Source organism: Rhizobium sp. SRI_017 (assembly GCF_057586295.1).
Genome location: NZ_JBYCZP010000006.1, coordinates 38,954 through 51,852 on the forward strand (window position 1 = coordinate 38,954; position 12,899 = coordinate 51,852).

The window sequence follows — 12,899 nt, forward strand, 5'->3', positions numbered from 1 at the left end:
TATCCGAGCCCAATCGGTGTCGCCCGGAGGAAGCTTGTCCAAATCAGCGAGCTTTACTCTCATAATCTCTTCGCTCCTGAGGCGATGTCTTGTAAGCGGATATCACTCTGATAGTGCCGCCCCGTTCGGTATAAATGACAGTCACCAGCTTATGTCCGGCATAGCCGATTATCCTGTGGCGCCGCTCACCATAGTCGAGCGATCTGTCCTCCGCTATGTAGAACAGGGGATCGCGAAACACTCGGATCGCATCGGCGAAATCCCAGCCGTGTTTGACCCTATTGATACGGTTCTTCTCATCATCCCACTCGAATTCTACCATAGCCACCTACGGGTTACCAGTAGTTCAATCCTCGCCCACCTTGCCCCTGCCCTTTTTGATCTCGCCGCGGCCCGCCTTGGCTTTCAGCCGGCGTTCGATCGAGCCCTTGGTCGGCTTGGTCTTGCGGCGCGGCGGCGGCGGTGGCTGATTGGCTTCGAGGATGAGTTCCTTCAATCGCTCGCGGGCATCTTCGCGATTGCGGTCCTGCGAGCGGAAGCGATCGGAAAAGATGACCGCCACGCCTTCCTTGGTGAGCTTGCGGCCGAAGACGCGGCGGGCGTTGCTCTTCACGCGCTCGGGAAGCGAGGGCGAGCCGAGCAGGTCGAAGCGGAGTTCGACGGCGGTCGCGACCTTATTGACATTCTGGCCGCCCGGGCCGGACGCGAGCACGAAGCTTTCCGTCATTTCCCAGCCAGCAATGGCGATGGTGTCGTCGATATAAAGGGTGTCGGCGGGCATGGTCTTCTCCTGGCACCTGAATGCCACGAGAGCCGGTCACGCGCCAGTCAAGGCTGGACGAGCCCAAACAAAAAGAAGGGCGGCACCCAGGAGCCGCCCTTTGAAGTTTCACGTGAATCCGACCCGGCTACTCCGCGGCGATGCGGATGCCCGGTGCCGCATCGAGGACCGAGCCTTCGACATGGCTTTCGAACTTGGCGAAGTTGGCGACGAACATGTCGACCAGCTTGCGGGCCTGGGCGTCATAGGCCTTGCCTTCGACCCAGGTCGAGCGCGGGTCGAGCAGCTTGGTGGAAACGCCTTCCACGGCCACCGGAACCTCGAAGCCGAAATGGGCGTCGCGGCGGAAGACGGCATTGCTGAGCTGGCCGGAAAGGGCGGCTGTCAGAAGGGCGCGGGTATCCTTGATCGGCATGCGGCGGCCGACGCCATAGGCGCCGCCGGTCCATCCGGTATTGACCAGCCAGCAGGACACGCCGTGACGGGCGATCAGGTCCTTGAGCAGGTTGCCATACTCGGTCGGGTGGCGCGGCATGAAGGGAGCGCCGAAGCAGGTCGAGAAGGTTGCCTCAGGCTCGGTCACGCCCTTTTCCGTGCCGGCGACCTTGGCGGTGTAGCCGGACAGGAAGTGGTACATGGCCTGGTCGGGCGTGAGGCGGGCGATCGGCGGCATCACGCCGAAAGCGTCGGCCGTCAGCATGATGATCGTCTTCGGGTGATTGCCGCGGCCGGTCTCCGACGCATTCGGGATGAAGTGCAGCGGATAGGCCGCGCGGGTGTTCTCGGTCAGCGAGCCGTCGTTGAAATCCGGCTTCCTGTTCTCATCGAGCACGACATTCTCGAGCACCGTGCCGAAGCGCTGGGTGGTGGCGAAGATCTCGGGTTCGGATTCGGCCGAGAGCTTGATGGTCTTGGCATAGCAGCCGCCTTCGAAATTGAAGACGCCGTTCTCGCCCCAGCCATGTTCGTCGTCACCGATCAGCGTACGGTTCGGATCGGCCGAGAGCGTGGTCTTGCCTGTGCCCGAGAGGCCGAAGAACACCGCCGTGTCGCCATCCTTGCCCATGTTGGCCGAGCAATGCATGGGCATGACGCCCTTTGCCGGCAGCAGGTAATTGAGCACGGTGAAGACCGACTTCTTCATTTCGCCGGCATAGGAGGTGCCGCCGATCAGGACGAGGCCGTTGGTGAGGTCGCAGGCGATGACCGTTTCCGACCGGGTGCCGTGGCGTGCGGGGTCAGCCTTGAAGTCGGGGAGGTCGATGATCATCAGTTTCGGAACGAAGCTCTCGAGCTCTTCCCTGTCAGGCCGGATCAGCAGGTTGCGGATGAACAACGAATGCCAGGCGAGCTCGGTCACCACGCGTGTCGGCAGCGCATTGTCCTTATCGGCGCCACCGATCAGGTCCTGCACATAGAGCGACTTGCCCTTGGCATGAGCCAGCATGTCGGCCTTGAGCACGGCGAAATGCGCGGGCGACATTTCGCGGTTATTGTCCCACCAGATCGTGCCGTCGGTATTGGCATCTCGGACGACATGCTTGTCCTTGGGCGAGCGGCCGGTATGCTGGCCGGTCAGCGCGCGTAGCGCACCATGGGCCGTGAGAACCGCCTCGCCATTGCGCAGCGCCTCTTCATAGAGCTCCGGCTCGGAATAGTTATAACGAACCGAAACCAGGCCGGCAAAACCAAACGCTTCCAGGCGATTTTCAGGGTTCGTCATTCCGAGTTCTTTCATGGCTCTATCCTTTCCGAGGAGCGCAGTCGTTGTTCGACAGGGGCAGCTAGGACACAGCTCTTTTAAAAAGACAAGAGGGGAAACATTGAAAAAGCCAATCCTATCAATGTATTAATCGATTTAAAGAATTGTCACATTTTTTAAATCGTTTGAATTGATCGGTCGATCAGGTGATTTCGGGACGGAAATGTGCCAGGTCCGGCACAAGCCAAAAAACAACCACAGCACTCTTTGCCACAATTTGTTCCACCTTTATACTCATGAGACTGCGTCGTGCCGCGGCAATCGTGGCCAAGGACCTGCAGTAACGGAGACCCCTATGCTGACAATCGCCCTGGTGGATGACGACCGTAACATCCTCACCTCCGTATCGATCGCTCTGGAGGCGGAAGGCTACAAGGTCGAAACCTACACCGATGGCGCCTCGGCGCTGGACGGCCTGCTGCAGCGTCCGCCGCAGCTTGCGATCTTCGACATCAAGATGCCGCGCATGGACGGCATGGAACTGCTGCGCCGGCTGCGCCAGAAATCCGACCTGCCGGTCATCTTCCTGACGTCCAAGGACGAGGAAATCGACGAACTCTTCGGCCTCAAGATGGGCGCCGACGATTTCATCACCAAACCCTTCTCCCAGCGGCTGCTGGTCGAGCGCGTGAAGGCAGTGCTGCGTCGTGGTGCTGCGCGGGATGCCGCCATTGCCGGTATCGCTGCGCCCACCAAGCCAGGTGCGACCGCACAATCGAAATCGCTCGAACGCGGACTGCTCAGCATGGACCAGGAGCGCCATACCTGCACCTGGAAGGGCATGCCGGTGACACTGACCGTGACCGAGTTCCTGATTCTGCACGCGCTGGCGCTGCGGCCTGGCGTGGTGAAGAGCCGCGATGCGCTGATGGACGCGGCCTATGACGAACAGGTCTATGTCGACGACCGCACCATCGACAGCCATATCAAGCGGCTTCGCAAGAAATTCAAAATGGCGGATAATGACTTCGACATGATCGAGACCCTCTACGGCGTCGGCTACCGCTTCCGCGAGAGCGTGCCTGCTTGAGGCTCCACTGTCGGGCGGAGTGAATGGCCGTTGCAGATGCAGATCTGGTGAAGCAAGTCACCGCACCCGTGAGAACGCGGGCGCGGCGGCGGAGCCGTTGGAGCCGCCCATTCACCTTCATCCGCCGCATTCTCGGCCATGCGGTCTTTTCGAGCCTGACCCGGCAGATCCTGTTCTTCAACCTTGTGGCGCTGGTCGTTCTGGTCGGCGGCATCATGTATCTCAACCAGTTCCGCGAGGGGCTGATCGACGCCAAGGTCGAGAGTCTGCTGACCCAAGGCGAGATCATCGCGTCTGCCGTGTCGGCCCAGGCTTCGATCGACACCAATTCGATCACCATCGACCCGCAGAAGCTGCTCGAACTGCAGGCGGGACAATCGATAACGCCGGTGCCGAACGACGAGGATCTCGAATTCCCGATCGATCCGGAAAAGGTTGCGCCGGTGCTGCGGCGACTGATCTCGCCGACGCATACGCGGGCGCGGATCTTCGATCCCGACGCCAACCTGATCCTCGACACGCGATTCCTCTATTCGCGCGGCCAGGTGCTCAGATTCGACCTGCCGCCCGTCGAGACCCAGTCGGTGCCGTGGTCGGAACGGCTCAGCGGCATCGTCAACCGGCTGCTGCAGCCCTCGAACCTGCCGGTCTACAAGGAAAGCCCGGGTGGCGACGGCCTGATCTACCCCGAGGTCAAGAATGCCCTGACCGGCGTGCGCGGCGCTGTGGTGCGCGTGACCGAGAATGGCGAGTTGATCGTCTCGGTCGCCGTGCCCGTGCAGCGCTTCCGTGCCGTGGTCGGCGTGCTGCTGCTCTCAACCCAGGCCGGCGATATCGACCAGATCGTCCATGCCGAACGTCTCGCCATCATGCGCGTCTTCGGCGTCGCGACCATGGTGACGGTCATCCTGTCGCTGCTACTGTCCTCGACCATCGCCAATCCGCTGCGTCGCCTGTCGGCCGCAGCCATCCGGGTGCGGCGCGGCGTGAAGAGCCGCGAGGAGATCCCGGATTTCTCCTTCCGCCAGGACGAGATCGGCAACCTTTCCTCGGCGATTCGCGAAATGACCAATGCGCTCTATGACCGGATCGCCGCGATCGAGAGCTTTGCGGCCGATGTGAGCCACGAACTCAAGAACCCGCTGACCTCGCTCAGGAGTGCCGTCGAAACGCTGCCGCTCGCCAAGACCGAGGAATCGAAGAAGCGGCTGATGGATGTCATCCAGCACGACGTGCGCCGGCTCGACCGGCTGATCTCGGACATTTCGGACGCCTCGCGGCTGGATGCGGAGCTCGCCCGCGCCGATGCCAAGCCCGTCGACCTCGAAAAGCTGCTCGCGGGGCTCTGCGAGATTTCCAGCCAGGTGCGGGCGCGCGGCAAGACGGTCGCCGTCACCTTCCAGGCCGAGCGCAAGACCTCGGGCAAGTCCGGCTTCAAGGTTGTCGGCCACGAATCACGTCTCGGCCAGATCATCACCAACCTGATCGAGAATGCGCGCTCCTTCGTGCCGGCAGACGGCGGCCGCATCGACGTCCATCTCTCCCGCAAGGACGGCAATTGCATCGTCGTGGTCGAGGACAACGGTCCCGGCATCGAGGCGGAGAATATCGACCGCATCTTCGAGCGCTTCTATACCGACCGGCCGGGCGCCGAAGATTTCGGCCAGAATTCCGGCCTTGGCCTGTCGATCAGCCGGCAGATCGCCGAAGCCCATGGCGGTTCGCTGGAGGCCGAGAACGTGCTCGACGCGAATGGGGACCGCAAGGGCGCGCGCTTCATCCTCATCCTGCCCGAAAAAGGTTCGTCGTGACCCGCATCCTGGCCCATGCTACGGCGATCGTCGTCGGCGATACCGGCCTGCTCTTCGTCGGACCGGCCGGTTCGGGCAAATCCTCGCTTGCGCTGCAGACGATGTTTTCCGCCCGACTCACGGGGCATTCCGCTGCGCTTGTGAGCGACGATCAGGTTTTTCTCGAAGCAGTTAATGGCGAAATCCGGGCGAGCACGCCGACGACGATTTCCGGATTGATCGAGCTGAGAGGCAGCGGCATCGGCAAGGTGAAGTCCGTCCCGGAGGCTGCACTGCACCACGCGATCCGCCTCGTCGACGTTCATTCGGAGAACCGGATTCCCGAAGAGAATCAATATTGGCGGGCGGAAGGCGGGGTTGAGCTGCCGATGCTGTTTCTCGACCGCAAGGTGCGCGATCCCTATCCCTGGCTCGAGGCGCTGATCGATGGATTTCCCCTTCGCTCCCTCATACCAAATGGTGAATGAAAGCTTGCTGTTTGTCGCTTTTTTGACTTGAACTTCCGGGTTTCCTCGTCATGATGGCCGCCCACAGAGTGGACGCGGCATCTGCTTTCGGCTAACAGCACCGCCCGAGAACAACGAGATCTGAAAAAGACCGCATATGGAGCCCTCTTCAGAATGATCGGACTGGTGCTAGTCACGCACGGAAATCTGGCGGATGAATTTCGGTCCGCCCTCGAGCACGTGGTCGGCCCACAGAAAGCGCTCGAAACCATTCCGATCGGTGCAGAAGACGATATGGACAACCGCCGCCAGGACATCATGGATGCGGTGACGCGCACCGATGACGGCAATGGCGTCATCATCCTCACCGATATGTTCGGCGGCACGCCCTCCAACCTCTCGATCTCCGTCATGTCGCGCGGCAATACCGAAGTCATCGCCGGGATGAACCTGCCGATGTTGATCAAGCTGGCCGGCGTACGTGGCGAGAACAACATGCAGAAGGCGCTTGTCGAGGCCTCGGAAGCCGGCCGCAAATATATCTATGTCGCCAGCCGCGTTCTGTCCGGGAAATAAGGGCTCAGATGGCTGACGGCGGACTCGAGCGCGAAATCCTCATCATCAACAAGCGCGGCCTGCATGCGCGGGCGTCTGCGAAGTTCGTCCAGACCGTGGAAGGCTTCGACGCCGAAATCCATGTCTCCAAGGACGGCATGACCGTCGGCGGCACCTCGATCATGGGGCTGATGATGCTCGCAGCATCACCCGGCACCACCATCCACATTACCGCCTCGGGCGCGCAGGCGCAGGAAGCGCTCGACACGATCGAGCAGCTTATCGCCGACAAGTTCGGCGAGGAGATGTGAGGCGGCGATTGGCGGCCGAGCCTGGTCGTTTCAAGTTTTTCACACAATCCTACGTCTCGGCAAGCAGCCGGCCGCAGCTTCAGGCGGTCCGACTCCGATTGCCGATGCCTTCGATGACGATGCGGACTATCTTCTTGATATCGTACTCGTTGTAGGATCCGGCCGACATCGCGCTCAGCATGGCCTGTCCGAAGATTCCGAGCAGAACCAGCGCCATGAAATCGGGATCTTCGTCGCCCCGGATGCGCCCCTGGCGTTGGCCGAGGATTAGTATGTCCCGCACCAGGCGTTGGAAGGATGGCCGGTCCGGGGCGGGCGCGGGCGACGGACGGTCGGCAGGGCTGAGGGCAAGCCGCGCGAGCGACGGATTGGCGAGGCACCAGCGGGCGCTGTCGAGAAGGACCAGTTCAAGCAAATCTATGACGTTTTCATCCGCGGCCATTTTTGCGCGATAGCCGGCATCCTGCCCTTCCACGCGGGCGATGAGCTGCTGGGCAACAGCCTCTTTCGAGGCAAAGAGATTGTAGATCGTTTTGCGGGTCAGGCCGGCGCGGCTGGCGATTTCTTCGATCGATGTCTGGGTAAAGCCGAGTTCGCGAAACGCCGCGTCGGCAGCGTCGAGGATGAGATTTCGCGAGCGGTCGGTGCGTTTCGGGCTTGCCATATTTACACTGTAGTGTATTTTTATACATGTGTAAATAAATGGAAGACATTGCGTGCTGCAGGTGTTCGGCCCTGACATCTGGATTGTGAACGGTCCGATCGTCACGGCGGCGGCTGGGTTTCATTTTCCGACACGCATGGCCATCATCAGACTGAAGAACGGCGATCTCGTCCTGTGGTCGCCGGTGCAGTTCTCGGAGGCGCTGCGTCGCGCCGTCGAAGATTTGGGCATCGTCCGGTATCTCGTTCCGCCCAATTCCCTGCATCATAGCTTCCTTGGCGATTGGCAACGGGCCTACCCCAAAGCCAGGGTCTATGCCCCACCGGGCCTCAGGCAAAAGCGCAAGGATATCGAGTTCGAGGGTGACTTCATCGATGCCGGGATACCGGCATGGGCGGGGCAGATTGATGTCGCCATTGTCTGGGGCAACCGCATAACAAACGAAGCCGTTCTCTTTCATCGAAAGAGCGGCACCGCCATCTTTGCCGATCTGTTGCAGCAGTTTCCGTCCGACTGGTTCAGCGGATGGCGGTTGCTGATCGCCCGGCTGGATCTGATGGTCGCCGGCGAGCCGACGGTGCCCAGGAAGTTTCGGCTTGCCTTCACCGATCGGACGGCCGCCCGGGAAGCCGTCGCGCGCATTCTGGCCTGGCCCACCGACAAGGTGCTGATCGCGCATGGCGCCCCGGTCACCGCCGACGGGCAGGCATTTCTCCGCCGCGCGTTTCGCTGGCTAATTCGCGCCTGATGTCTATCGACCGCGATATATCGAACGAAAAGAGGCTATGCCTTGCCGAGATGCTTCGGCCAGAATTCCTGATGCACTTCGGCGGCTTCGTCTTCGAGGTCCGTCGGGCCAACCACGGTGACGATGCGCGCGCCGGTTTGCAGCACCGCCCGGCTCGGCACGTTCAATCCGATCCCGGCGATCTCGCCAAGCCGCGTTTCGGAGCAGGCAAACACCATGTGCCCGATGCCCGACCAGTAAATCGCCCCGGCGCACATCGCGCATGGCTCCGTGCTGGTGTAGAGCGTGCAGTCGGCGAGAAAGGCGGTATCGTAGTGCCGCGCCGCCAGTTTCACCAGGTTCATCTCGGCGTGGTTCGTCATATCGTGGCCGGTGAAGACGCTGTTTTCGGCGCGCAGGATGACTTCGCCGTCTTTCACCAGCACCGAGCCAAACGGTTCGTCGCCTTTTTCCACCGCGGATTTCGAGAGCGCGATCGCCTCGCGCAAGAACGGTTCGTGGTTTTCCATCCGAATTTCCCCAAACACCAGAGCGGGTGAGTTTGTCTTGAATAGAGGGGATTTCCAAGGGGCCGCTAAGAATTGTTCGGTTGAGCCGATTGCCTGGTGTCGTTTCTTGCTTCCATATGTTCAGCAATGAACAAGGCGTCCGCGCCAACGCCAAAAAGCATTCCGGACTTGATCGTATGCATCAGATGCAGGCCGAGGAAATAGAGGCCCGGAACGCCCTTTATCACCTCACTCCTTGGCGTGCTTGCCCTTCCGCACCGCGTCCTCGACCGTTAGGGCGTAATGCACCATCGGCGGCTTAATGCCGTGGGCGAAGAGTTCCGTGCGGACGTCGTGGTTGGTGCCGGTGAGATAGACCTCCACCTTGTGGCGCCTGGCCTTGTGCGCCAGGCTCTCGATCGTATTGGCTGCGGTGGAATCGAGAAACGGCACGGCGGCGAGGTCGACGACCAGCAGCCGGTGGGTGTCGGCGATACGGTCGAGCACCGAGCCGATCGAGGCGGCGGCGCCGAAGAAGAAAGCGCCTGATATCCGGTAGATGACGACCTCGGGATCATTGGCGATCGCTTCGTCATAGGGCTTGCGGTCACCGTTTGCGTCGTCGGCGCGGTCATCGGTCACAAAAGGCGTGTGCGTCTCGATGGCCGTGGTCTTCGACATGCGGTGGATGAAAAGCACCGAGCCGAGTGCGAAGCCGACGACGATCGCCTCCGTCAGGTCGCGGAAGATCGTCAGCAGGAAGGTGGTCAGCAGTACCGCCGCATCGCCGCGCGAGGCACGGACCAGCGTGGCGAAGGCGTGTTTCTCGACCATGTTCCAGGCCACGACCGCGAGAACGCCGGCGAGGCAGGCCAGCGGGATATAGCTCGCGAGGGGGGCGGCGAGCAGCATGAAGGCGAGCAGGAAGGCCGAATGCAGCATGCCCGATATGGGTCCATGCGCGCCGGCACGGACATTGGTGGCGGTGCGGGCAATGGTGCCGGTGACGCAGATGCCGCCGAAGAGCGACGATCCGATATTGGCCACTCCCTGGGCCACGAGTTCGCAATTGGACCGGTGGCGGCGTCCGGTCATGCCGTCGGCGACGACGGCTGAGAGCAGCGATTCGATCGATCCGAGGAGGGCGAAGGCGATCGCCATCGGGAAGACCGCCTGGATCTTGTCGAGGCTGAGATCGGGCAGACCGGGCATGGGCAGGCTGTTCGGAATACCGCCGAAGCGCGTGCCGATGGTGGCGACCGGAAGGGAAAGCAGCACGGTGACGACCGCCGCCACCGCGACCGCGATCAGCATGCCGGGCCAATGCGGCCTGAAGCGCTTGAGGCCGACAATAAGCAGTATCGTCATCGATGCGAGCCAGATCGAGGCCGGGTCGGCGCTGGGCAGCACCGCCCACAGGACGGGCAGTTTCTCGAGCAGTGGTCCGGGCTCGGGGCCGGCGAGCGACAGGCCGAGCAAGTCCTTGACCTGACTTGCGAAAATGATGACGGCGATGCCTGCGGTGAATCCGACCGTGACCGGATAGGGAATGAACTTGATGTAGGTGCCGAGCCTGAGAAAGCCGATCGCGAGCAGAATGAGACCCGAGAGGAAGGTGGCAAGAATGACGCCGCTCATGCCGTGCTGCGCCGCTGTGGCGGCGACGAGCACGATGAAGGCGCCGGCCGGGCCGCCGATCTGGAACCGGCTGCCGCCGAGCGCCGAGACGAGGAAGCCGCCGATGATCGCCGTGATAAGGCCCTGCGCCGGCGAGGCCCCGGACGCGATCGCGATCGCCATGGAGAGCGGCAGTGCCACGATGGCGACGGTGAGCCCCGCAACCGCATCGGCGCGCAAATTGGCGAGGCCGTAGCCCTCCCGCAGGACGGTGACGGATTTGGGCGTGAAGAGCTCGGCGAAGGTGGGTTCCGACCTGAGCGGCGGGGAAGCGGTGGTGTTTGCGGACATGATCTCCGGCGACCTTGCGAAAAGGCGGCGGGATCGTCGGCTTGAATGTCGGCGGTCGCCGTCGCAACGAGCGATGAATGCATTTTCACGCGGTACCGCATCTCCCCTCGGGAGGCGGAACCGCGTCAGGTTCTTGTCTTGCTGCGGTTTCGGATCGAAAGCCGTGTGACGCTTTCCCGCAACCGCCTAGGCATCTCTTTTGACAGCCGGCTCCTTCAATCTGACGCCGCGACCGCCTCCGAGACTTTGACCACCCTCTCCGATCAGCTCGACGCCGGCGGCATTGAGCGCATCCACCACCTTGGACAGGCTGTCGATGACGCCGCGGACATTGCCCTGGCTCGCTTCCATGCGCTGGATCGTCGGCACCGAGACCCCCGCCATCTCGGCGAGCGTCTTCTGATCGATACCGAGGAGAGCGCGGGCTGCGCGCAATTGCGCGGCGGTCATCATCTCGAGAATCTCTTCAATCTATCACAATCACTGTATGACGCATGTACTGTGATGTGTCAAGCATCAGTATCCATGCTTGGCGCTTGCACGTCAGGCCGATTGCAAGTTTGTGGCAGCGGCGACAAATCATATAAAGACTTCTTTATATCCTTATTGCCTTTTGCCGCGAACACTGGTACATCCCGCGCCAATGTCGGTGCGCTGCGACCCGCGGCCCGGCAAGCGCCTGACGTGTGGCGCATCCTGCCAATCTGGAGATTCCATATGACCGCTGCCAAGGACTATCTGGTTGCCGATATCGGCCTTGCCGACTACGGCCGCAAGGAACTGACCATTGCCGAAACCGAAATGCCGGGCCTGATGGCCGCTCGCTCTGAATTCGGCGAGAAGAAGCCGCTCAAGGGCGCGCGCATCACCGGTTCGCTGCATATGACGATCCAGACCGGTGTGCTGATCGAGACGCTGGTCGCGCTCGGCGCCGAAGTCCGCTGGGCTTCGTGCAACATCTTCTCGACTCAGGACCATGCCGCTGCCGCGATCGCCGCTGCCGGCATTCCGGTCTATGCCGTCAAGGGCGAGACCCTTGAAGAGTACTGGACCTACACCGACAAGATCTTCCAGTGGGCCGATGGCGGCTTCTCCAACATGATCCTCGACGATGGCGGCGACGCCACCATGTACATCCTGCTCGGCGCCCGCGCCGAAGCCGGTGAGGACGTGCTGTCCAACCCGCAGTCGGAAGAAGAAGAAGTTCTGGTCGCCCAGATCAAGAAGCGCATGGCCGCTTCTCCCGGCTGGTTCACCAAGCAGCGCGATGCGATCAAGGGCGTGACCGAAGAAACCACGACCGGCGTGCACCGCCTCTACCAGCTGCAGGAAAAGGGCCTGCTGCCCTTCCCGGCGATCAACGTCAACGATAGCGTCACCAAGTCGAAATTCGACAACAAGTATGGCTGCAAGGAATCGCTGGTCGATGGCATCCGCCGCGGCACCGACGTGATGATGGCCGGCAAGGTTGCCGTCGTCTGCGGTTATGGCGATGTGGGCAAGGGCTCCGCCGCTTCGCTCGCCGGCGCCGGTGCCCGCGTCAAGGTCACGGAAATCGATCCGATCTGCGCGCTGCAGGCCGCAATGGACGGTTTCGAAGTCGTGCAGCTCGAAGACGTCGTCAAGACCGCCGACATCTTCATCACCGCGACCGGCAACAAGGACGTCATCCGTCTCGACCATATGCGCGAGATGAAGGACATGGCGATCGTCGGCAATATCGGCCACTTCGACAACGAGATCCAGGTGCAGGCGCTGCGGAACCTCAAGTGGAACAACATCAAGCCGCAGGTCGACATGATCGAGTTCCCGCGCGGCAACCGCATGATCCTGCTCTCGGAAGGACGCCTGCTCAACCTCGGCAACGCCACGGGCCATCCGTCCTTCGTGATGAGCGCCTCCTTCACCAACCAGGTGCTGGGCCAGATCGAACTGTTTGCCAACAACAAGGGCCAGTACAAGAACGAAGTCTACGTTCTGCCCAAGCACCTCGACGAGAAGGTCGCGCGCCTGCATCTCGAGAAGCTCGGCGTCAGGCTGACCGAACTTTCCGACCAGCAGGCCGATTATATCTCGGTCGAGAAGAGCGGTCCGTTCAAGGCCGAACACTACCGCTATTAACCATTTATTAACCATTATACCAAATCTTGTAGCCACGGCCGTAACTTGCGGCCGTGGCTTTCTTTTTTCGGCAGATCGCTTCCTAGGTCAGGCCCGCGATAGTATTGTTTTCTATGTTGATTCGACTGTGACGAATCCCACCCCACGGCGGCGGTGGCGGGATGCGAAACGGGCGGCCACCGGTACGGACCGGTGGAGCATCGACGGGCTTCGC

Annotated in this window: 14 protein-coding genes; 7 read left to right on the top strand and 7 right to left on the bottom strand. The window is 61.6% G+C overall.

The genetic code is table 11. The features are described from left to right. Positions 1-43: 43 nt before the first annotated feature. From AC2YI2_RS15030 to AC2YI2_RS15040, 3 genes are all read right to left on the bottom strand, one after another. Entirely contained in the window at positions 44-322 is a 279-nt protein-coding gene (locus AC2YI2_RS15030) for a BrnT family toxin (protein ID WP_487387297.1), read from the bottom strand. Positions 323-346: 24 nt separating this feature from the next. After that, on the bottom strand, positions 347-781 hold the full coding sequence (gene arfB, locus AC2YI2_RS15035; RefSeq protein ID WP_487387298.1) for an alternative ribosome rescue aminoacyl-tRNA hydrolase ArfB: 435 nt from the start codon (positions 779-781) through the stop codon (positions 347-349). A gap of 127 nt (positions 782-908) precedes the next feature. Next, a complete protein-coding gene (locus tag AC2YI2_RS15040; protein WP_487387299.1) occupies positions 909-2,519 on the bottom strand; it encodes a phosphoenolpyruvate carboxykinase in 1,611 nt (536 codons plus the stop codon). Positions 2,520-2,838: 319 nt separating this feature from the next. Between AC2YI2_RS15040 and AC2YI2_RS15045 the strand changes: the two genes are divergently transcribed. The 5 genes from AC2YI2_RS15045 to AC2YI2_RS15065 all read left to right on the top strand — a co-directional run bounded on the left by AC2YI2_RS15045 (position 2,839) and on the right by AC2YI2_RS15065 (position 6,696). Continuing rightward, positions 2,839-3,573: a response regulator transcription factor gene (locus AC2YI2_RS15045; RefSeq protein WP_487387300.1), complete on the top strand. Its 735-nt coding sequence runs from the start codon at positions 2,839-2,841 to the stop codon at positions 3,571-3,573. Between the two features lie 23 nt (positions 3,574-3,596). Then, a complete protein-coding gene (locus AC2YI2_RS15050; protein ID WP_487387301.1) occupies positions 3,597-5,384 on the top strand; it encodes a stimulus-sensing domain-containing protein in 1,788 nt (595 codons plus the stop codon). Further along, the gene (locus tag AC2YI2_RS15055; RefSeq protein WP_487387302.1) at positions 5,381-5,851 is read left to right on the top strand and encodes an HPr kinase/phosphorylase; all 471 of its coding nucleotides are present in this window, start codon (positions 5,381-5,383) and stop codon (positions 5,849-5,851) included. Before AC2YI2_RS15050 ends, AC2YI2_RS15055 begins: the two co-directional genes overlap by 4 nt. 153 nt (positions 5,852-6,004) lie before the next feature. After that, positions 6,005-6,406, top strand: coding sequence for a PTS sugar transporter subunit IIA (locus AC2YI2_RS15060; RefSeq protein ID WP_487387303.1), 402 nt, complete (start codon positions 6,005-6,007; stop codon positions 6,404-6,406). Between the two features lie 8 nt (positions 6,407-6,414). Continuing rightward, positions 6,415-6,696, top strand: coding sequence for an HPr family phosphocarrier protein (locus tag AC2YI2_RS15065; protein ID WP_487387304.1), 282 nt, complete (start codon positions 6,415-6,417; stop codon positions 6,694-6,696). A 79-nt stretch (positions 6,697-6,775) separates the two neighbouring features. Here the strand turns inward: AC2YI2_RS15065 and AC2YI2_RS15070 are convergent, their stop codons facing one another. Further along, positions 6,776-7,360, bottom strand: a complete 585-nt coding sequence (locus tag AC2YI2_RS15070; RefSeq protein WP_487387305.1) for a TetR/AcrR family transcriptional regulator — start codon at positions 7,358-7,360, stop codon at positions 6,776-6,778. Between the two features lie 52 nt (positions 7,361-7,412). Between AC2YI2_RS15070 and AC2YI2_RS15075 the strand changes: the two genes are divergently transcribed. After that, positions 7,413-8,108, top strand: coding sequence for a DUF4336 domain-containing protein (locus AC2YI2_RS15075; protein ID WP_487387306.1), 696 nt, complete (start codon positions 7,413-7,415; stop codon positions 8,106-8,108). A gap of 35 nt (positions 8,109-8,143) precedes the next feature. Here AC2YI2_RS15075 and AC2YI2_RS15080 read toward each other — a convergent pair whose 3' ends face one another. From AC2YI2_RS15080 to AC2YI2_RS15090, 3 genes are all read right to left on the bottom strand, one after another. Then, entirely contained in the window at positions 8,144-8,617 is a 474-nt protein-coding gene (locus AC2YI2_RS15080; RefSeq protein ID WP_487387307.1) for a nucleoside deaminase, read from the bottom strand. A 228-nt stretch (positions 8,618-8,845) separates the two neighbouring features. Beyond that, entirely contained in the window at positions 8,846-10,564 is a 1,719-nt protein-coding gene (locus tag AC2YI2_RS15085) for a SulP family inorganic anion transporter (protein ID WP_487387308.1), read from the bottom strand. A gap of 186 nt (positions 10,565-10,750) precedes the next feature. Then, positions 10,751-11,017, bottom strand: coding sequence for a helix-turn-helix domain-containing protein (locus AC2YI2_RS15090; protein ID WP_487387309.1), 267 nt, complete (start codon positions 11,015-11,017; stop codon positions 10,751-10,753). A gap of 264 nt (positions 11,018-11,281) precedes the next feature. Between AC2YI2_RS15090 and ahcY the strand changes: the two genes are divergently transcribed. Next, complete coding sequence (gene ahcY, locus AC2YI2_RS15095; protein WP_487387310.1) at positions 11,282-12,685, top strand: adenosylhomocysteinase; 1,404 nt, start codon at positions 11,282-11,284, stop codon at positions 12,683-12,685. Positions 12,686-12,899: the final 214 nt, after the last annotated feature.